We start from the raw sequence: 21,285 nt of genomic DNA, 5'->3' as shown, positions 1-21,285 counted from the left end.
CACCGCGGCAAGCACGGAACGCAAGCCATGACACAAGCCACCGAGACGGATCTGGGGCCGCTGACCTGGGTCAAGGGCGAGATCGACGCCGCGCTGCAGCGCGCCGCCGACGCCCTGGCCGAAGCCCACGGCGCCGAGGACGCCGCCGCCCGCCTGCAGTTCGCGCAGACCCATCTGCACCAGGTCCGCGGCGCGCTGTCCATCATCGGCCTCGACGGCCCGACCCAGTTCGCCGACGGCATCGAGCAGTTCCTCGGCCAGATGTCGCGCGGCGAATGCCCGACCGACCCCGGGCATCTGTCGCTGGCCTCGCGCGCCGTCGCCAGCCTGGGCAACTATCTCGAGGAAATCGCCCACGGCGCCGCCGACCAGGCACTCAGGCTGGCTCCTCTGTACGAGGAGATCGCCGCCGCCCGCGGCCTGCCGCTGCCTTGTGCCGCCGACCTCTTCCACCCCGACCTGTCGCGCCGGCCGCCGCGGCGGGAAAAGGCGCCGCCCGCGCTCGATGCCACCGTTGCCCAGGCCGCACTGCGCCATGCGCGCTCGCGCTTCGAACGCGGCCTGCTCGAATGGCTGCGCGGCGACGCACGCAAGGGCGCACAGGTGATGCGCGACGCCATCGCCACCGTCGAAGTCCTGCAGCCGACACCGGCCCAGCGCAGCCTGTGGTGGGCCGCGCTGGCCTTCTACGACGGCCTGATCGACGGCAGCCAGCGGATCGACACGCCGCTCAAGCGCCTGTGCGCCCAGATCGACGCACAGTTCCGCCGCCTGCTCGGCGGCACCCCGACCGTACCCGACCGCCTGTTGCGCGACATCCTCTACCGCGTCGCGACGATGCCGGCGAACACCCCCCAGCAACAGGCGGTGCGCGCCTGCTGGCAGCTCGACGCCCTGCTGCCGCCGGATGGCGCCACCGTCAGCGACATTCCCGTCGGCCCGCTGCTCCGGACCCTGCGGCAAGCGCTGGACGGCGTACGTGCGCAGTGGGATGAATTCTGCGGCGGCACCGCCATCGCCCTGGCCGCGTTCGACGAGAAACTGGCCGCGCTCGCGCGCGCCGCTCGGCCGCTCGGCCGCCCGGCCACGCAAGGCCTGCTCGACGGCCTGCGGCAAACGGCGCAGTGGCTGCGCCGCGACCCGCTGCAGCACTCCGATGCGCTGGCGCTCGAAGTCGCCACTGCGCTGCTGCTGCTCGAAACCGATTTCGGCGAGCACATCCCGGACACCGGCCTGGCCGCGCAGATGGACCAGCGCCTGGCACGGCTGCAAGCCCTGCAGCGCGGCGAAACACCAGCCGCCGACCTTGCCGTCACCGGCCTCGGCGGCGCCCGCGAAAACCAGGAGAAGCAGGCGCTCGCCCAGCTCTGCCACGAGATGCGCGCCAGCCTCGCCCAGGTCGAACAGGCGCTGGACGACTATTTCCGCAACCAGGCCAGGCACGAACCGCTCGCCCAGCTTCACCGGCCGCTGCAGCAGATCGTCGGTGCCCTGGGCCTGCTCGGCGAAACCCGCGCGCTCGAACTGGTGCGTGACGCCGGCGCCCGCATCGCCCACCTCGCCAAGGCCCCGTCCGAGGCCGACCTCGGCACCTTCGAAACCCTGGCTCATCAGCTGTCGGCGCTCGGCTTCTATCTCGAAGCCCTGCCGCTCGGCACCGCCAGGCTGGACGAACTGCTCGACCCCGAACATCGGCGCACGTCCGATTCAGGCCCGGAAACGGACACGAAAGACGACGCCGTGGCGCCGCCATCCATCGAGATGCAGCCGGCCCCGCCGACCGAGGCGCCTGCCGTGCCGCCATCCACCGCCGGCGCGGCCCAAGCGGACGGCAGCGGCCTGCCCGGCCCATCGCCTGCCTCGCCCGCGCAGCAGGCAGCCGAAGCGATCCCCGCCAGCGCAGCGCAGCCGCCGGCAGTTGCCGGCCTCGCCGCCGACAGCACGCTGGACGAGGCCTCGCTCGAAGAACTGGAAGCACTGGTGCCGCCCGAACCCGCGCCGCTCGAGGCCGCGGCGGCCCCCGCCATCCCGCCCCCTTCGCTGCCCGGCAGCGACGCCGAGATCGATGCGGAACTGCTGTGCATCTTCATCGAGGAAGCGACCGAAGTCCTCGCCACCATCGGCGAGCAGCTCGAACTCGCCCGCAGCGAGCCGCGGCAACTCGAACACCTGACCACGATCCGGCGCGGCTTCCACACCCTCAAGGGCAGCGGCCGCATGGTCGGGCTGAGCGCCCTGGGCGAAACCGCCTGGGGCATGGAACAGACGCTGAACCGCTGGCTGCAGCTCGACTGGCCGCTGACGCCCGCCGTGCTGCACCTCATCGACGCGGCACACCAGGTGTTCTCGGCCTGGGTCGAAGTGCTCCGCGACGGCAGCGGCGCCATCCCGGACACGCAGGCCCTGCTTGCCGAAGCCGAGCGCCTGCGCAACGGCGAAACGGCGATCGTCGAACCTGCGGACATCGAAGCGCCCCGGCCCGACGGCCTTGCCGCCGCGGACGACGGCCCCGAATTCCCCGCTCTCGACCTGTCGGCTGACGGCGAAATCCTGCCGCTGCCAGCGGCAGACACGGCCGAAGCCGAAGCCGAAGCCGAAGCCGAAGCCGAAGCCGAAGCCGAAGCCGAAGCCGAAGCCGAAGCCGAAGCCGAAGCCGAAGCCGAAGCCGAAGCCGAAGCCGGCAGCGATGATGCTGTGCCGGATGCCACCCCGGCAATGGCGATCGCAGCGTCCGCAGCCGGCCTGCCGGAAACCGATGCCGCGGAAGCCCTCGATCTTCTGCCGCAGCAGGATACGGCGCCGCTCGAGGCCTCGGCCGCGCCCTCTGCGACCGAGGCCGCGCCCCAGCCTGCCGCCGAAGAACGCGACGAAGCGCCGCAGCCCGCGGCCGATGTCGTCCGCATCGGCGACGTCGACATCTCGCCCGCACTGTTCGCGCTCTACCAGGCCGAGGCGCTGCAGCACATCGCCACGCTGGAGCAGGAAATCGCCCAGCTTTCGCGGCACCCGGAGGAATCGCCGAGCGAGGCCGCACTGCGCGCCGCCCACACCCTGGCCGGCATCTCGGGCACGGCACAACTGCCGCCCCCGCGGGAACTGGCGCGCGCACTCGAAAGTGCGCTTGGCCGCCTGCGCGACCAGGGCAGGACGACGGCCGACGACGAACTGGCCCTGCTCCGCGACGCCGCCGGCATGCTGCGGACGATGCTGGCCGAGATCGGCATGCAGACGATGCCTGCCCGCGCGGAAGCCCTGGCGATCGAGCTGGAGGCATGCGGTTATGCCCGCGCCGCGCCGAAAGCCGACGATGTCGCCGGGCCTGCTGCCGAAGCGGTTCCGGTACCGGCCCCGGCGCCCGAACCCCGCAACACGCCGGCGGCAAGCCTGCTGCTGCCGCCGCAGGACGAACTCGACCCGCAACTGCTGCCGATCTTCCTCGAGGAAGCCGCCGATCTGTTCGGCACGCTGCATGCCGCGCTGCGCGACTGGCAGGCCGTCCCCGGCGCCGCGCAGCCGCCCGCGACCATCGCCCGCCTGCTGCATTCGCTGAAAGGCAGCGCGCGCATGGCCGGCGCGATGACGCTGGGCAGCCATCTGCACGAGCTCGAATCCCGCCTCGAAGACGGCCTGGCCGACAAGGCCGACGCCCGGACGCTGGCCGACGACCTGGCCCTCGGCCTCGATGCCGCCGAACAGATGATCGACGGCATCGCCGGCCTGCAGACCGACGCACCGGCGCAGCCGGCGGCGGACATCCCGACCGCCGCGAGCGCAGCGGCCGCGCCTGCGCCCGCCCCCGCTGCCGAAGCCGAGCCCATCGCCGCGGCGACGCTGCGCGTGCGGGCGGAGCAGGTCGACCGTTTCGTCAACCAGGCCGGCGAAATCGGCATCGCGCGCACCCGCATCGAAGGCGAACTGCGCACGCTGCGCCGCTCGCTGCACGATCTCACCGAGAACGTCATCCGCCTGCGCAACCAGTTGCGCGAAGTCGAGATCCAGGCCGAAGTGCAGATGCAGTCGCGCATCGCCCAGGCCGAATCGCAGCACGGCGAATTCGATCCGCTGGAAATGGACCGCTACACGCGCCTGCAGGAACTGACGCGGATGATGGCCGAGAGCGTCAACGACGTGACGACCGTGCAGCAGACCCTGCTGCAAGACCTCGACGGCGCCGACCTCGCGCTCGGCAGCCAGGCGCGCACCGCCCGCGAGTTGCAGCAAGGCCTGATGCGCGTGCGCATGCTGCCTTTCGACAGCCTCGCCGACCGCCTCTACCGCGTCGTGCGCCAGAGCGCGAAGGAGCTCGGCAAGCGCGCCAGGCTCGACATCCGCGGCGGCCGCATCGAGATCGACCGCAGCGTGCTGGAACAGATGGCGGCACCGCTCGAACACCTGCTGCGCAACGCCGTCGCCCACGGCATCGAGGCGCCGCAGCAACGCCACGACGCGGGCAAGCCCGAGATCGGCCAGGTCGTGCTGAGCGCGACCCAGGAAGGCAACGAGATCGCCATCGAACTCAGCGACGACGGCCGCGGCCTCGACTTCGAGCGCATCGCCGAGCGCGCCCGCGCCGGCGGCCTGATCGGCGCCGACGAGCACCCCGACGCCAGGCGCCTGACCAACCTGATCTTCCTGTCCGGCTTCAGCACCGCCCGGCAGGTGTCGGAAGTGTCCGGCCGCGGCGTCGGCATGGACGTGGTCAAGTCGCAGACCGCCGCGGTCGGCGGCCGCATCGACGTCAGCAGCCAGGCCGGCCGGGGCACCAGCGTCCGCATCCACCTGCCGCTGACGCTGGCGGTGACGCAGGCCCTGCTGGTGCAGGCCTGCGGCCGTACCTGGGCAATCCCGTCGAACCTGGTGGCGCAGGCCATGGAGCTGAAGCCCGACGCCCTGCGCCGCGTGCAGGCCGAACATGGCATCGACTGGCAGGGCGAGCGCTACGCCTACCGCTACCTGCCGCGCCTGCTCGGCGATCGCGACTCCCGGCCGGAAGAGCAGCGCTACAACTGGCTGCTGCTGCTGCGCGCCGGCGCCCAGACGCTGGCGCTGCACGTCGACAGCCTGCAGGGCAACCAGGAAATCGTCGTCAAGAACGCCGGCCCGCAGCTCGCCCGCATCGTCGGCATGGCCGGTGCCACGATCCTCGCCGACGGCGAGATCGCGCTGATCCTGAACCCGGTGGCGCTCGCCAGCCGCAGCCTGGGCAGCGAGAGCGGCGAAAGCGACGAGAGCGAAGCGGGCATCCGGACCGAAGCCCCGCCCGCGCTGGTGCGCCAGCCCACGGTGATGGTGGTCGACGACTCGCTGACGGTACGCCGCGTCACCGGCCGCCTGCTGGAACGCGAAGGCTACCGCGTGATCACCGCCAAGGACGGCGTCGATGCGCTGGAGCAACTGGTCGACATCCTGCCCGACGTCGTGCTGTCTGACATCGAGATGCCGCGCATGGACGGCTTCGACCTGGTCCGCAACCTCCGCGCCGACGAACGCACCCGCGCACTGCCGGTGATCATGATCACCTCCCGCCTGGCCGACAAGCACCGCCGCTACGCCGAGGAAATCGGCGCCAACCACTACCTGGGCAAGCCCTACCAGGAAGAGGAACTGCTCGCGCTGCTGGCGGGCTACACGCAGGCGCAGGCCGAAACCGCCTGAGGTTTCGTGGGCTTCCGCCCGGTGGCGCCGGGCGGAAGCCCACGGCACGCCCCGCCGTCGTGCGCCAAGGATCGTGCAGCGATTTCGCACGGACCTGCTATTCTCGAATCGGATGGCGTTCGATGAACGTCGTCATACGGCGTGCTTGCCCCACCCCTGAACAGTCGCGCCCCTCTCCTCTCCGCCACGAGGATCTTCCACCATGTCCGACGCCAGCCCCCGCGAAATCACCTTCCTGATTCCGGGCCAGCGCCCGGCATCCCGCAGCGGCGACATCGCCGCCGCAGCGGCCCCGGCGGACCTGCCCGGCCGCCGCAAGGACTTCGTTCAACTGGCCACGCGCCGCGACGGCGGACCGATGCTGCGCACCAGCGCCACCATCGGCGAGGACGTGGTCGTGCTGCACATCGAAGGTGGACCGGAACTGGTGCTGCATCCGCTGACGGCGCGCGACCTGCTGCTGGCGCAGGCCGACGGACAGCCGCTGAAACGCGGCGAGAAGGGAGAGGCGGACTATCCCGATGTGGTGCCGGTGCCGGCCGAACTGCAATGGCGCGGGCTGGAAAAGGCGGCGGTTTCGCGCGGCCCGGGCTTCCTGGGAAAGGTACTGCTGCGGGCAGTGGAGATCGTGACCGGCCTGTTCTCCGATCGCGATGCGGCCAGACAGGCCGCCAGGACCATCGCGCAGCGGATCGACGGCGGCGTCACGCCCGGCGTCTACAAGCTGGCTCGCGAGCGGCTCGGCAAGCTCGAAAAGGGCAAGGCGCTCGCCCGCATCGAGGCGCCGGCGCCCGGCCAGCCCGTGCTGGTGCTGCTGCACGGCACTTTCGTCGACACCGCCAGCACCTTCGGCAAGCTATGGGAGCATCACCCGGCACGGGTGGGCGAACTGTTCGCCCACTACGCCGGCCAGGTCTATGCGCTGGACCACGCGACGCTGGGCGAGGGCCCGGTCGGCAATGCGCTGCAACTGGTCCGGGCGCTGCCCAAGGGCGTGCCGCTCAAGCTGCATCTGGTCTCGCATTCGCGCGGCGGCCTGGTGGCCGAAGTGCTGGCGCGCATGGCAACCGCGCGTGAGGTCACCGATGCGGACCGTGAGATCTTCAAGGACGAGAAGCACCGCGATCAGCTCGTACAGCTGGAGGCCCTGGCCAAGGCGCTGGCCGAACGCGAGGTGACGATCGAGCGCGTGGTGCGCGTGGCCTGCCCGGCTCGCGGCACGCTGCTGGCATCGCGCCGGCTGGACGCCTACCTGTCGATAGTGCGCTGGTCCTTGAAGCTGGCCGGCATACCGGTGTTGCCGGCACTGACGGATTTCCTGGCTGCCGTCGCACGCGAGCGCTTCGATCCGGAGACGCTGCCCGGCCTGTACGCGATGACGCCGGAGAATCCGCTGGTCCAGTGGCTCAACGATGCCCAGACGCTGGTTCCGGGCAAGCTGCGCGTGGTGGCCGGCGACATCGAGGGCGATTCGGTGCTGAGCTGGCTCAAGACCCTGCTGGCCGATGCCTTCTACTGGACCGACAACGACATCGTGGTCCAGACCAGTTCGATGTACGGCGGCTCGCCGCGCAACGAGGGCGCGAGCTATCTGCTCGACAAGAGCGCGGACGCCACCCATTTCAACTACTTCCGCAACAAGCTCACTGCCGACGCCATCGTCGATGGGCTGCTGCGCGACGCGCCCGCGGGCTTCGCGCCGATCGGCCCGCTGTCGTGGAAGGGCGAAAGCGCGGACGGGCGCCGCGCCGCAATGCGCAGCCAGTCCGTGCCGATGCCGGAGCGGCCGGCGGCGTTCCTGCTGCCGGGCATCCTGGGCAGCCACATCCAGGTCGATGGCAAGCGCGTCTGGCTGAGTTGGCGCGTGCTCGGCGGCCTGCTGCGGCTGGCCTACGAACCGGGGCAGCACAACATTCGCGACGATGGGCCACTCGGCAATTTCTACGACGAGTTGATCGACTACCTCGAACAGAGCCACGAGGTGATCCCCTTCGGCTTCGACTGGCGCCGGCCGCTGGAGGAAGAGGCACGCCGGCTCGGCCAGCGCGTCGCCGCGGCGCTGGACGCACGCGCGGCCAGCGGGCAGCCGGTGCGCTTCGTCGCGCATTCCATGGGCGGGCTGCTGGTGCGTACCATGATGCTGGAGTGCCCGGAGGTCTGGCAGCGCGTGTGCCTGCACGAAGGCGGGCGCCTGCTGATGCTGGGCACGCCGAACGGCGGTTCCTGGGCGCCGATGCAGGTGCTGTCCGGCGACGACAATTTCGGCAACCTGCTGGCCAGCGTGGGCGCACCCTTCCGCGATCGCAAGGCGCGCCAGGCCATGGCGGAGTTTCCGGGCTTCCTGCAGTTGCAGGCGGGCCTGACGGATCCCCGGCTGGAACTGTCGAAAGCAGAAACCTGGAAGAAGCTGGCAGACGAAGACCTGCGGCGCGTACGCGAGGCCAGCCTGTGGCACGACGTCGGCCTGCAGCTCGGCGCTTACGAATGGGGCGTGCCGACGAAGGACGTTCTGGATCAGGCCGTCGCACTGCGGCAGCGGCTGGACGAGCAGCGCGACAGGGACTTGCGGCGCTGGGCCGATCGCCTGCTGCTGGTCGTGGGGCAGTCGCGCTACACCCCCGATGGCTATGAATGGGCGAACGACGGCCTCGTTTACCTCGACCTCCGCGACGGCGGCGACGGCCGGGTGACGCTGACATCGGCGAGGCTGCCGCAGGTACGGACCTGGACGCTGGATGTCGAGCACGGCAAGCTGCCCTCGCACCGCAGATCTTTCGAGGCCTTCCGCGAACTGCTGGAGAAAGGCGATACCTCACAGCTGAAGCTGCTGACGACCGAGACCCGGCGCGACGGCAGCCGGGAAGAGGCGCTCGAAACCGTATCGCACGTGCGCAGCCGCCCTTCGCGCGGCCGCCTGGCCGGCGAGCGCCCGGCCGATTCGATGGACGCGGTGTTCGCACTGACGCAAAGGCAGCAGGACGACACGGCCGCACGCCAGGCAGCGCCCGCACTTCGCGTCACGGTGCTCAACGCCAACCTGGCTTTCGTGCGCCAGCCGCTGCTGGTGGGACACTACACGGCATCGCGGCTGTCGGGCGCCGAAGTGGCGGTGAACGCGCTGGTGGGCGGCGTGATGGAGGATGCGCTGTCGGTCGGCCGCTATCCGCAGACGATCGGGGCGGCGCAGATCTTCCTGAACCACGCGGCGCCGCAGCACGATGCCCTGCTGCCCCAGCCCGAGGGCGTGATCGTGGTCGGCCTCGGCGCCGAAGGCAATCTGACCGAAGCGACGCTGGCCGAGTCGGTCTGCCAGGGCGTGCTGGCCTGGGCCGAACGCCAGGCCGAAGCCGACCAGGGTCCTGCCGGCATCGAACTGGCAGCCGTGCTGATCGGCAGCGGCGGCATCGGCATCCAGCCGGGCAACTCGGCGCGCGCCATCGCCCATGGCGTGCGCGCCGCCAACAGCCGCATCGCGCAGTTGAACCAGCGCCGCAGGCGCACGGCCTGGCCGCACGTCGCCCATCTGCAGTTGGTCGAGCTCTACCTGGAGCGCGCCGCCGAAGCCTGGCGCGGGCTGCAGGTGCATGCCACGGCGAGGCCGGGCGAGCTCGACATCACGCCGACGGTCGAAACCGGCACCGCATCCCTGCGCCGGCAGGTGGATTCGGCCTACCGCGGGGCTGCATACGACTTCATCTCCATCACCTCGATGGGTGGCCGCCCGGACCACCAGACCGCTGCCGCGCAGCAAGCCGCCGAGCCGCTGGGCAGCACCGACATCCAGTTCCGCCTGGACACGAAGCGGGCACGCACCGAAGTACGGGCACTGAGCTCGCAGCCACGCCTGCTGCAGGAGATGCTGCGCCGGGCCTCGAACGACCACCAGTGCGGACCGCAGATCGGGCGCACCCTGTTCCAGCTGCTGGTACCGCTGGAGATCGAGCCCTTCCTGGCCGGGCGCAGCCAGATGGTGCTGGAGGTGGACAAGGGCACGGCCGTCGTCCCCTGGGAACTGCTGGACACCGCGCCGGAACGCGGCCGGGAGCACGAGCACATGCCCTGGGGCATCCGCAGCCGGCTGATCCGCAAGCTCAGGACCAGCAGCTACCGCGATGCGGTGCGCGACACCGGCCGTGAAGACCATGTGCTGGTCGTCGGCGAACCGAAATGCGATCCGGCACGCTACGGCCGGCTCGAAGGCGCGCTGAACGAGTCCCGTGCCGTCAGCAAGCTGATGAAGAGCCGGCGCGGCGTCGGGGCGGACCATACCTTCGATCTGCTGGGCGGGCATGATGCGACGACGATCATCAATGCGCTGATGTCCCACCCCTACCGGATCGTGCACGTGGCAGGCCATGGCGAGCCCGGCGCCGAAGGCGGCGTGGTGCTGTCCGAAGGCACGGTGCTGGGACCGCGCGAAATCAGGCAGATGCGCGCAGTGCCGGAACTGGTGTTCGTCAACTGCTGCCATCTGGCGGCACTGCCCGCACAGCAATTCGCCCAGGCGCCGGACCCGTTCAACCGCAGCGACTTCGCCGCCAGCACGGCCGAGGCACTGATCGAAATCGGCGTGCGCTGCGTGGTGGCAGCGGGCTGGGCAGTGGACGACGAGCCGGCCCAGCTGTTTGCGGAAACCTTCTACCAGGCCTTGCTGGACCGCAGGACTTTCATGGAAGCCGTCGGCAATGCGCGCGAGGCGACCTGGCGCAGCCATCCCGGCAGCAACACCTGGGCGGCCTACCAATGCTACGGCGACCCGGAATGGCGCCTGCGCAGCCCGAACGACGACGATGCCGCACAACCCGCAGCGACCACGGATGTGCAGAGCGAATACAGCGGCATCGCCTCGGCGACGGGCCTGAAAATCGCGCTGGAGAAGATCGCCACCGATGCCCGATATGGCCAGGGCGACCGCAGCGTGCTGCAGGAGCACGTGCGTCACCTTGCTGCACGCTTCGGCGCCGGCTGGGGGCGGAGCATCGGATCGGTGGCCGAGGCGCTCGGCGCCGCATGCATCGAGACCGGGCTCGTCGATGAAGGCATCGAATGGTATGAGCATGCACTGACCATCGAAGACGGCAGCGCCTCGCTCAGGGCTGCCGAACAACTGGCCAACCAGCGCGCGCGGCAGGCCTGGAAGCGCGTTTCAAAGCTGAATGTCGACGCCGGTACGCCAAAGTCGAAACAGGGCAGAATCCGCAAGGAGCTCGACGACAAGTTCGAATCCGCTCGCGATGAGATCACGAACGCACGGCATGCGCTCGAAACCCTGGTGAAGTTGAAGCCGACGATCGAACGCCATTCATTGATCGGCTCGGCCTGCAAACGCCTTGCCATGGTCGAGCGCAAGGCATGCGGAATCGCGCAGGCATGGCTGGAAGCGGCCGGCAAGGACGAAGCCGCGAACAAGGATGTGCAGCAGCAACTGACTGCTTGCCAGGCGGCTGAGGACAAAGCGCTGGAAGCGATGGCAACTGCCTACAAGCGCGGCAAGGAACTTGCCCTCGAACAGGGTCACCAGCAGTTCTTCTATCCCGCAATCAACTACATCGCGGCCGTGCTGGTATGCCCGCAAAGGCCCGGCAAGACAGGGTTCCCGGCCGAGGACGTGGCGGCCGTGCGCCAGTCACTGGACGAGCAGCTCGCACGCAAGGCCGATTTCTGGCTGGTGGCCAGCCGCATCGAACTCGACCTGTATCTCGCCATGGCCGAAGGCCGGCTGCAGCAGGCGCTGCCGCAGATCGAAGCGCTGTTCCAGGATCTTTACAGCCGCGTGCCCTCGCCCAACGCATGGGCGACGCTATATGACCAGGAGAAATTCGTGGTCGAACGTTGGTGCGCCCGGCACGGCGATGCAAAAGGCGACATCGAGGCAAGCAAGCGTCTGCTGCAACTTCTGCAGCAACACGCGGAAGGCAGATGATGCAGCCGCTTCGTCGTTACCTCGTGAGCGCCGCCGCCATCCGCCGCAGTGCCTCGTCCAGCGTCGCGCGCGGGCAGCCGAAGTTCAGCCGCAGCCAGCCGGGTGCGCCGAAGGGACGGCCGTCCGACAGGCCGACGCCGGCGGCCTCGAAGAAGGCGGCGGGGTCGTCGATGCCGCGCGCGGCCATCAGGCCGCGGCAGTCGATCCAGGCCAGGTAGGTGGCTTCGGGCGAGGTCATCGCCAGGCCCGGCATCGCCGTCGCCGCTTCCAGCACGCGGGCGCGGTTGCCGCGCAGGTAGTCGAGCAGCGCGGCGCGCCACGGTCCGCCGTCGCGGTAGGCGGCTTCGGTCGCCACCATGCCCAGCACGTTGGCGTGCGGGATCAGGCCGCGCATCGCATGCCGGTAGCGGCGGCGCAGCACGGCGTCCGGGATGACCGCGAAGGCGCAGTACAGCGCGGGAATGTTCCAGGTCTTGGACGGCGCCATCAGCGTGATCGTGCGCCGCGCGGTGGCCTGGTCCAGCGCGGCGATGGGGCGGTGCGGGCGTTCGCCGTCGAGCACCAGGCCGCAGTGGATCTCGTCCGAGCAGATCAGCAGATCCCGGCGCTCGGCGAAATCGGCCAGCCGGCGCAGTTCATCGGTGTCGAACACGCGGCCGACCGGGTTGTGCGGCGAGCACAGCAGCAGCATGCGGCTGCGCGCGTCCGCTGCACGCTCCAGCGCCTCCCAGTCCCATTGCCAGCGGCCGTCGCGCAGCACCAGTTCGCAGCGCTGCAGCACACGGCCGGTGTTGGCCGGCGCGGACAGGAAGGGAGGGTACACCGGCGTGGCGGTCAGCACGCCGTCGCCCGGCTCGCCGGCCAGCAGGCAGGCGAGGTTGAAGCCCGTCACCACGCCAGGCAGCCACACCAGCCAGTCGGGCTCGATCGTCCAGCCATGGTCGCGCTGCAGGCCCTCGACCACCGCCTGCTCCAGCGAAGGCCAGGCATCGGTATAGCCGAACACGCCATGGTCGAGCCGTCGGCGCAGGGCTTCGACGACGGCGGGCGGCGCGGCGAAATCCATGTCCGCCACCCACAGCGGCAGCACGTCGCGGCCGGCGTAGCGGCCCCACTTCTCGCCCGGCATGCAGCGGCGATCGATGATGCGGTCGAAGTCGAACGGGACGGCGGAATGGTCTGGGGCGTTCATGGTCGGCAGGCAGTCGGGAACAGGGTTCTGCATTGTCCCGCAACTGAACGATGTATCCAGTGTTTCGATCAGGCCTTCAACACGCCGAAGCGCTTCAGCGTGCGCTCGCGCGCCGCCGCATGGTCGACGACCGGCGCGGGGTAGTCGACGCCGATCCGGGTGCGGCACGCATTCTGGTCGACGCCGCCCATGGTCCATGGCGCATGGATGAAGGCATCGGGCACGCGCGCCAGTTCCGGCAGGTAGCGGCGGATGAAGCGCCCCCCCGGGTCGAACTTCTGCGATTGCGTCACCGGATTGAAGATGCGGAAGTACGGCTGCGCGTCGCAGCCGGTCGACGCGGCCCACTGCCAGCCACCATTGTTGGCGGCGAGGTCGTAGTCGTTCAGGTGTACGGCGAAATGGCGCTCGCCCAGGCGCCAGTCGATGCCGAGGTCCTTGCTCAGGAAAGAGGCGACGATCATGCGCAGACGGTTGTGCATGTAGCCGGTCTGCGCCAGTTGCCGCATCGCGGCGTCGACGATCGGGTAGCCGGTGCGCGCCTCGGCCCAGGCGGCGAACAGCGCGGGCGCGTCGTCCCACGCCACGTCGTCGTATTCGGGCCGGAAGGCCCGCGCCACCACACGCGGGTGATGCCACAGGATCTGGTGGTAGAAATCGCGCCAGATCAGCTCGCCCAGCCAGGCTTGCGCCCCTTCACCGCCATGGCGCCAGGCGTGCGCGGCGAGCGGGCGGATCGACACGGTGCCGAAGCGCAGATGGACCGACAGGTAGCTGACGCCCTTGATCGCCGGAAAATCCCGCGCCTGCGCATAGCGTCCGATGCGCGCGGCGAAGTCCTCGAACAGCCTGCGCCCGCCGCTCATGCCCGTCGGCATCCGCAGCTCGGCAAGGCCGGCCGGCTCGAAACCGATGCCGGCGAGGCCAGGCAGCGCTTCGCCCGCGGGTTTGGGCGCCAGGCGGTGCGCATGGCGCTCCACCGGATAGGGCTTCACCTGGAAATCGTCGACCGCCTTCAGCCACGCGTTCCGGTACGGGGTGAACACGCTGAAAGGCTTGCCGGCCTGGGTCAGCACCTCGCCGCGCTCGAAGACCACCTGGTCCTTGAAGTCCTCGTAGCCGATGCCGGCCTCGGCCAGCCGCTGCGCCACCCGGCTGTCGCGCACGATCGCGTCCGGCTCATAGTCGCGATTGACGAAGACCTTGTCCACACCCAGCTCCACCGCGAGACGCGGGATCTCGTCCTCGGCGCATCCATGGCGCACGATGATGCCCGCGCCCTGTCCGCCGGCCGCGCGCGACATGGCGTCGAGCGCGGCATCCAGCTCGGCGAGGCTGGCATGGATGAACTCGACGCGACGGTCGCGGCGCGACGGCAAGGTGTCGAGGATGGCGGTATCGAACACGAAGGCGCAATGCACGCGGCCGGCGAAACGCAGCGCCCGATACAGCGCGGCGTGATCGAAGCTGCGCAGGTCGCGGCGAAACCAGACGAGGGCTGAATTCATCATTGCGATCCGGATGGACGGGAAGCGATTATCGGCTCACCCGGCCGTTTCTGCGATGCAGGCCCGCAGCAGAGCCGGAATCGCGGCCGGCATCCTTTCCTCGCCACACAAGAACGCGGGCGAAGTGCGTAAAATGGCAGGCATGGAAACCCCCACGGCCAACTTCACGCATCACTTCCTGATCGCCATGCCCCACATGGCCGATCCCCATTTCGCCCGCGCGCTGACCTACATCGCCGAGCACAACGAGCAGGGCGCGCTGGGCATCATCGTCAACCGCCCGATCGACATGACGCTGGCCACGCTGTTCGAACGCATCGAGGTGCCGCTCGAAGCCGAAGGCTTCGACACCCAGCCGGTGTATTTCGGCGGGCCGGTGCAGACCGATCGCGGCTTCGTGCTGCACCGGCCGCTCGGCGACTGGCACTCGACGCTGAAGGTCAGCGACGAGGTCGGCCTCACCAGCAGCCGTGACGTGCTGCAGGCCATCGGCGCCCAAGGCGAGCCGCGCGAAGTGCTGGTCACGCTCGGCTACGCCGGCTGGACACCCGGCCAGCTGGAACAGGAACTGATGGACAACGCCTGGCTGACGGTGCCGGCGGACATGTCGATCGTGTTCGAGCTGCCGCCCGAAGAACGCCTGGCTGCCGCGATGCAGAAGCTGGGTGTCGATTTCGCCAACCTCAGCGAGGTCGCGGGGCATGCCTGACGCGGCATCCGCCGCCCTGCCTTCCCTGCCCGCACGCGGCACCCTGCTCGGCTTCGATTTCGGCCTGGCACGCATCGGCGTGGCCAGCGGCGAACTCGAAACCGGCCAGGCCAGCGCGCTGGCCACGCTGCACGACGAATCCAACGAAGCCCGCTTCAAGGCCATCGCCAGGCTGATCGCCGAATGGCGGCCGGTGGCGCTGGTGGTCGGCATTCCCGTCCATCTCGACGGCAGCGAACACGAGCTTACCGCCCGTTGCCGCCGCTTCGCCAACCAGTTGCACGGCCGCTTCAACCTGCCGGTCTTCCCCGCCGACGAACGCCTGTCCTCGGTCGCCGCCGAGTCGGAACTCTGCCGCGCCGGCCTCGAGGGCTGGCGCGAACGCAAGGCGGTGCTCGACGCCGCCGCCGCCCGGATCATCCTGCAAACCTTCCTGGACGCCCATCGCCATGAACATTCTCGATGCTGAAGCCCTGTGCCGGCAGCTCGCCGAGCAGATCCGCCCCCACGTCACGCCGGCCACCGCGCTGGTCGGCATCTACACCGGCGGCCTGTGGCTGGCCGAACGCCTGCACAAGGAACTCGGCATCAACCCGCCGCTGGGCGCGATCGACGTTTCCTTCTACCGCGACGACTACGGCAGCAAGGGCCTGCACGCCAAACCGCAGCGCACCGAGATCCCGTTCAGCGTCGAGAGCGCGCACATCATCCTGGTCGATGACGTGCTCTACACCGGCCGCACCACCCGCGCCGCGCTGAACGGCCTGTTCGATTTCGGCCGCCCGGCCAGGATCGAGCTGGCGGTGCTGGTCGACCGCGGCAGCCGCGAACTGCCGATCGCCGCCCGCTACTGCGCCCACACCCTGCCCGACGCCCTGCCGCGCGACCAGAACCTGGAGCTGCAGCGCGACGAGGCCGGCAAGCTCACGCTGGAGCTGACCCAGCTCGCCTGATGCCCGAGCTGCCGTGACACGCTTCCGACAAAAACTCCCCATCGCCAATCGCTGATTCCGAGGCAAGCCCGATGCGCAACCCCCAGCTCAACAAGCACGGCGAACTTCAGCATCTGCTGACGCTCGACGGTCTCCCCCGCGACATCATCACCGCCATCCTCGACACCGCCGCGCCCTTCACCGAAGTGGCCGAGCGCGAGGTCAAGAAGCTGCCGCTGCTGCGCGGCAAGAGCGTGTTCAACCTGTTCTTCGAGAACTCGACGCGCACCCGCACCACCTTCGAGATCGCCGCCAAGCGCCTGTCGGCCGACGTGGTGAACCTGAACATCAACACCAGTTCGGCCTCGAAGGGCGAGAGCCTGCTCGACACCGTCGACAACCTGTGCGCGATGCAGGCCGACATGTTCGTCGTCCGCCACGCCGCCAGCGGCGCGCCGATGCTGATCGCCCAGCACCTGCAGGCCACCGGCCGCGACCACATCCATGTCGTCAATGCCGGCGACGGCCGCCATGCGCACCCGACACAAGGCCTGCTGGACATGTACACCATCCGCCACTTCAAGCAGGATTTCGCCAACCTGACCGTGGCCATCGTCGGCGACGTGCTGCACTCGCGCGTCGCGCGCAGCCAGATCGCCGCGCTGACCACGCTCGGCGTGCCGGAAGTGCGCGTGATCGGCCCCAGGACCCTGCTGCCGACCGACGTCGAGAAGCTCGGCGTGCGCGTGTTCCACGACATGCGCGAAGGCCTGAAGGGCGTGGACGTGGTGATGATGCTGCGCCTGCAGAACGAACGCATGAACGGCGCCCTGCTGCCCACGCCGCAGGAATACTTCAAGGTCTGGGGCCTGACCGCCGACAAGCTGGCGCTGGCCAGGCCCGACGCCATCGTGCTGCACCCCGGGCCGATGAACCGCGGCGTCGAGATCGATTCGGCCGTGGCCGACGGCGCGCAGGCGGTGATCCTGCCCCAGGTCACTTTCGGCATCGCCGTGCGCATGGCGGTGATGAGCATGCTGGGCAGCCACTGAGCCCCGGACAGAACAGGCACAAGGATTCGCGAATGAACATCCTGATTTCCAACGGCCGCGTCGTCGATCCGGCCAGGCGCACCGACGCGGTGCAGAACGTCTATGTCGCCGGCGGCAAGATCGTCGCCCTCGGCACCGCCCCCGACGGCTTCGTCGCCGAACGCACCCTCGACGCCGGCGGGCTGGTCGTCGCCCCCGGCTTCATCGACCTCGCCGCGCGCCTGCGCGAGCCCGGCTTCGAATACCGCGCCACGCTCGAATCCGAGATGGAAGCGGCGATGGCCGGCGGCGTCACCAGCCTGGCGATCCCGCCCGACACCGACCCCGCGCTGGACGAGCCGGGTCTGGTCGAGATGCTGACCTACCGCGCCAAGAAGCTGAACCGCGCCCACATCTACCCGGTCGGCGCGCTCACGCTCGGCCTCAAGGGCGAGCGCCTGTCCGAGATGGCCGAACTGGTCGAGGCCGGCTGCGTCGCCTTCTCGCAGGCCAACGTGCCCATCGTCGACAACGGCGTGCTGATGCGCGCGATGCAGTACGCCGCCACCTTCGGCTTCCGCGTCTGGCTGCAGCCGCTGGCGCCCTTCCTCGCCCGCGGCGGCAACGCCCACGACGGCGAAGTCGCCACCCGCCTCGGTCTCGCCGGCATGCCGGTGGCGGCCGAGACGGTGGCGCTGTACACCTACCTCGAACTGGCCAAGATCACCGGTGCGCGCTTGCACATCACCCGCCTGTCGTCCGCCGCCGGGCTGGAACTGATCGAGCGCGCACGCGCCGAAGGCATGGACGTGACTTGCGACGTGTCGATCAACCATGTGCACCTGTGCGACATGGACATCGGCTACTTCGATTCCAACTGCCACCTGATCCCGCCGCTGCGCAGCCAGCGCGACCGCGAAGCGCTGTGCAGGGGACTGGCCGACGGCCGCATCGATGCGCTGTGCTCGGACCACACGCCGGTGGACGACGACGGCAAGCAGACGCCCTTCGCCGAATCCGAACCCGGTGCCACCGGCCTCGAACTGCTGCTGCCGCTGACGCTGAAATGGGCGGAGCGCGCCGGCCTGCCGCTGCTCGACGGCCTCGCCCGCATCACCTCGGATGCGGCGAAGATCATCGGCATCACCAAGGCCGGCCACCTGTCGCCGGGCGCGCGCGCCGACGTCTGCGTGTTCGACCCCGCCGCCCACGTCACCATCGCCCACGACACGCTGAAGAGCCAGGGCAAGAACACGCCCTTCCTCGGCATGGAACTGCCGGGCAAGGTGCGCTATACGCTGGTCGAAGGCCAGGTGATGTACGAGGGCTGAACGGGTAGGATGGGTAGAGCGAAGCGAAACCCATCATTCACGGCGGAGGCCTTCCCTGTTTTGATGGGTTTCGCCTGACGGCTCTACCCATCCTACCTATTTTCTGCAGCCCCATCCGCAGCGATACATGAGGAGTACGACATGGGCCTGGCTCTGCGCGACGATCAGACTTACACCTACGCCGATTACCTGACGTGGCCGGACGACGTTCGCTACGAATTGATCGATGGCGTCGCCTACGCGATGTCGCCAGCACCGCTGCGGGTGCATCAGGAATTCCTGCTGCAAATTGCAGGCCAGGCGCATAGTGCGCTGGACGGCAAACCCTGCCGCCCCTTCATCGCGCCCTTCGACGTGCGCCTGCCGCGCGGCGACGAGGCCGACCGCGATGTCGACACCGTGGTTCAGCCCGATCTCGTCGTGGTCTGCGACCGCGCCAAGCTCGACGAGCGCGGCTGCCGCGGCGCGCCGGACTGGGTGGTCGAAGTCCTGTCGCCCTCGACCGCCGGCCACGACCTCATCATCAAGCGCCAGCTGTACGAGCGCGCCGGCGTGCGCGAATACTGGCTGGTGCATCCGGTCGACCACGTCGTCACCGTCTATCGCCTTCAGGACGGCGCCTTCGGCGCACCCGACATCCACGAGTTGAAGGAAACGCTCGCCGTCGGCGTGCTGCCCGAAATCGTCATCGACTGGGAGCGCGTGCTGCGCAACGTGGGCTGAAGCCTGTTGCGGTTCAGCCGCCGAACAGCAGCGGCGCGAAGTTGCCGCGCATGCCTCCGAGCAGCATCAGCACGATCTGCAGCACCAGCAGCAGGATCAGCGGTGACAGATCGACGTTGGCGATCATCGGTACGATGCGGCGGAAGGGGCGCAGGAAAGGTTCCGCCAGCGCATGCAGCAGCGGCGCCAGCGGCGCATGCGGGCTGACCCATGACAGCACTGCCGAGCCGAGCACGACCGCGAACAGCAGATACACCATCATGCGGACCAGCTCGATCAGGCCCACGCCCCACAGGCCCAGCAGCACCGAACCCATGTTGCCGCTGAACACCGCGCCGCGCAGGCTCAGTTCGATGGCGACCAGCAGCACCTGCACGACCCAGGCCGGCAACAGGCTGGCCATGTCCAGCCCGAACAGGCCGGGCACGAAGCGGCGCAGCGGCCGCACCAGCCAGTCGGTGGTGGAAACGACGAACTGGCCGATCTGGTTGCGGAAGGAAATGCGCTGCCACTGCATGTAGAAGCGTGCCAGCAGCATCAGCGTCAGGAAGCCGCCGGCAGCGTCGATGACCAGCAGCAGGATGTTGGCGAGCATCGTGGATCAGTCCTTGCCGAGTTCGGCACCCAGTTCCTGTCCGCGCGCCCGCGCCGCGCCGACCGCCTTGACCAGCGCGCCGTGCCAGCCGGACTCGGCCAGGCTGTTCAGCGCCGCCGCGGTGGTGCCGCCCTTGGAAGTCACCTTCTCGCGCAGTACCGCGGGCGAATCCTCCGAACCGGCCGCCAGCCTGGCCGCGCCGAGCACGGTGTCGATCGCCAGCCGGCGCGCATCGGCCTCGTCGAAGCCGAGCGCACGCCCGGCGTCTTCCAGCGCCTCGATGAAATGGAACACATAGGCCGGGCCGCTGCCGGAAATCGCCGTCACCGCGTCCATCTGGTCTTCGGAGTCGGCCCACACCACGCTGCCGACCGCGGCCAGGATGCGCTCGGCAGCCTCGCGGCCGTCGGCATCGACGCTCGGATCGGCATACAGCCCGGTGACGCCGGCGCCGATCAGCGCCGGCGTGTTGGGCATGCAGCGCACCAGCCGGGAATACGGCTGGCCCGGCGCGCCCAGCCAGCGGCCGAGGTCGGCCAGGCGCAGGCCGGCAGCGACGCTGATGACGAGCTGGCCGTTCAGCTTGCCGGCGATCGGCGCCAGCGCGGCCTTCATCTGCTGCGGCTTCACCGCCAGCATCAGCACGTCGCAGTCCAGCGCGGTCGCATCGAAAGAGTCCACCGCGCGCAGGCCGAAACGTTCGGCCTGCCGCGCACGCGTCTCGGCACCGAGGTCGACGACCTGGATGCCTGCCGCGTCGAAGCCGCGCTCGATCATGCCGCCGATCAGGGCCGTCGCCATGTTGCCGCCGCCCAGGAAAGTGATCTTCATGCTGTCCTTCTCTCTGTGAATGCCGGGCCAGACGCCCGGCTGCCATGCAATGAATCCGCCCGCCGGCTCACGCCTGCGCCGCCGGCCGCGTGCGCTCGCCGAAAATCGCCGTGCCCACGCGCACCATCGTCGCACCTTCGGCCACCGCCGGCTCGACGTCGTGCGACATGCCCATCGACAAGGTGTCGAGCACCAGCCCTTCGTCCGCCAGTTCCGCCTTCAGCGCGCGCAGCAGCGCGAAGCGCGAGCGCAGCAAGGCTGCGTCGTCGGTCGGCTCGGGAATGCACATCAACCCGCGCAGCCGCAGGCGCGGCAGCGCGGCCACCGCCTTGGCCAGCGCCGCGGCCTCGTCCGGCGCGACGCCGCTCTTGCTGTCCTCGCCGCTGACATTGACCTGGATGCAGACGTTCAGCGGCGGCAGATGCACGTCGCGCTGCGCCGACAGGCGCTCGGCGATCTTCAGCCGGTCGATGCTGTGCACCCAGTCGAAGGCATTTGCCACCGGCCTCGTCTTGTTGCTCTGCAGCGGGCCGATGAAATGCCATTCGAGCGGCCCGTCCAGCCCCTCCTTCGGCATCGACCCGCGCAGCGCCTCGACCTTGGCGACGCCTTCCTGCACGTAGTTCTCGCCGAAGGCGCGCTGGCCCGCGGCGGCGGCTTCGCGCACCGCGTCGGCCGGCCAGGTCTTGCTGACGGCGAGCAGCCGGACCGAAGCCGGATCGCGCCCGGCCGCCTTCGCCGCCGCTGCAACGCGGGCCTGCACGGCCCGCAGGCGCTGCTCGATTGTCGTCATGTCCGTGGTCTACTTCCTCTGGCTGAAGCGGCGAAAAGTATAACATTCCGCACCGATCGATC

Annotated in this window: 13 protein-coding genes; 8 read left to right on the top strand and 5 right to left on the bottom strand. The window is 69.5% G+C overall.

Annotated features, from left to right (window positions below; genetic code table 11):
- The first annotated feature begins 27 nt into the window (after positions 1-27).
- On the top strand, positions 28-5,655 hold the full coding sequence (locus TBU01S_RS03935) for a hybrid sensor histidine kinase/response regulator (protein ID WP_068635330.1): 5,628 nt from the start codon (positions 28-30) through the stop codon (positions 5,653-5,655).
- A 202-nt stretch (positions 5,656-5,857) separates the two neighbouring features.
- Positions 5,858-11,578: a DUF7379 domain-containing protein gene (locus TBU01S_RS03930; RefSeq protein WP_068635329.1), complete on the top strand. Its 5,721-nt coding sequence runs from the start codon at positions 5,858-5,860 to the stop codon at positions 11,576-11,578.
- 16 nt (positions 11,579-11,594) lie between these two features.
- Here TBU01S_RS03930 and TBU01S_RS03925 read toward each other — a convergent pair whose 3' ends face one another.
- Both TBU01S_RS03925 and TBU01S_RS03920 read right to left on the bottom strand, forming a co-directional pair.
- Entirely contained in the window at positions 11,595-12,770 is a 1,176-nt protein-coding gene (locus tag TBU01S_RS03925) for a MalY/PatB family protein (RefSeq protein WP_068635361.1), read from the bottom strand.
- Positions 12,771-12,838: 68 nt separating this feature from the next.
- A complete protein-coding gene (locus TBU01S_RS03920) occupies positions 12,839-14,278 on the bottom strand; it encodes a cryptochrome/photolyase family protein (RefSeq protein WP_068635360.1) in 1,440 nt (479 codons plus the stop codon).
- A gap of 133 nt (positions 14,279-14,411) precedes the next feature.
- Here TBU01S_RS03920 and TBU01S_RS03915 point away from each other — a divergent pair, with 133 nt between their 5' ends.
- The 6 genes from TBU01S_RS03915 to TBU01S_RS03890 all read left to right on the top strand — a co-directional run bounded on the left by TBU01S_RS03915 (position 14,412) and on the right by TBU01S_RS03890 (position 19,004).
- Entirely contained in the window at positions 14,412-14,987 is a 576-nt protein-coding gene (locus TBU01S_RS03915; RefSeq protein WP_068635359.1) for a YqgE/AlgH family protein, read from the top strand.
- Entirely contained in the window at positions 14,980-15,456 is a 477-nt protein-coding gene (gene ruvX, locus TBU01S_RS03910) for a Holliday junction resolvase RuvX (protein WP_068635328.1), read from the top strand. Before TBU01S_RS03915 ends, ruvX begins: the two co-directional genes overlap by 8 nt.
- On the top strand, positions 15,437-15,940 hold the full coding sequence (pyrR, locus tag TBU01S_RS03905) for a bifunctional pyr operon transcriptional regulator/uracil phosphoribosyltransferase PyrR (RefSeq protein ID WP_068635327.1): 504 nt from the start codon (positions 15,437-15,439) through the stop codon (positions 15,938-15,940). Before ruvX ends, pyrR begins: the two co-directional genes overlap by 20 nt.
- Before the next feature lie 71 nt (positions 15,941-16,011).
- Positions 16,012-16,971 carry an aspartate carbamoyltransferase catalytic subunit gene (locus TBU01S_RS03900; RefSeq protein WP_068635326.1) on the top strand — a complete coding sequence of 320 codons (960 nt, stop codon included), beginning with the start codon at positions 16,012-16,014 and terminating at the stop codon, positions 16,969-16,971.
- A gap of 32 nt (positions 16,972-17,003) precedes the next feature.
- A complete protein-coding gene (locus TBU01S_RS03895; protein ID WP_068635325.1) occupies positions 17,004-18,281 on the top strand; it encodes a dihydroorotase in 1,278 nt (425 codons plus the stop codon).
- A 141-nt stretch (positions 18,282-18,422) separates the two neighbouring features.
- On the top strand, positions 18,423-19,004 hold the full coding sequence (locus tag TBU01S_RS03890; RefSeq protein ID WP_068635324.1) for a Uma2 family endonuclease: 582 nt from the start codon (positions 18,423-18,425) through the stop codon (positions 19,002-19,004).
- Positions 19,005-19,017: 13 nt separating this feature from the next.
- On the opposite strand, the gene TBU01S_RS03885 is transcribed toward TBU01S_RS03890, so the two are convergent.
- The 3 genes from TBU01S_RS03885 to TBU01S_RS03875 form a co-directional block, all read right to left on the bottom strand.
- Positions 19,018-19,599 carry a YggT family protein gene (locus tag TBU01S_RS03885; protein ID WP_068635323.1) on the bottom strand — a complete coding sequence of 194 codons (582 nt, stop codon included), beginning with the start codon at positions 19,597-19,599 and terminating at the stop codon, positions 19,018-19,020.
- A 6-nt stretch (positions 19,600-19,605) separates the two neighbouring features.
- Complete coding sequence (proC, locus tag TBU01S_RS03880; protein WP_068635322.1) at positions 19,606-20,430, bottom strand: pyrroline-5-carboxylate reductase; 825 nt, start codon at positions 20,428-20,430, stop codon at positions 19,606-19,608.
- A gap of 67 nt (positions 20,431-20,497) precedes the next feature.
- Complete coding sequence (locus TBU01S_RS03875) at positions 20,498-21,223, bottom strand: YggS family pyridoxal phosphate-dependent enzyme (RefSeq protein WP_068635321.1); 726 nt, start codon at positions 21,221-21,223, stop codon at positions 20,498-20,500.
- Between the last annotated feature and the right edge of the window lie 62 nt (positions 21,224-21,285).

The sequence above is a fragment of the Thauera butanivorans NBRC 103042 genome (assembly GCF_001591165.1).
Taxonomy (GTDB): Bacteria; Pseudomonadota; Gammaproteobacteria; order Burkholderiales; family Rhodocyclaceae; genus Thauera; species Thauera butanivorans.
This window is presented reverse-complemented; position numbering and strand designations above follow the sequence as displayed.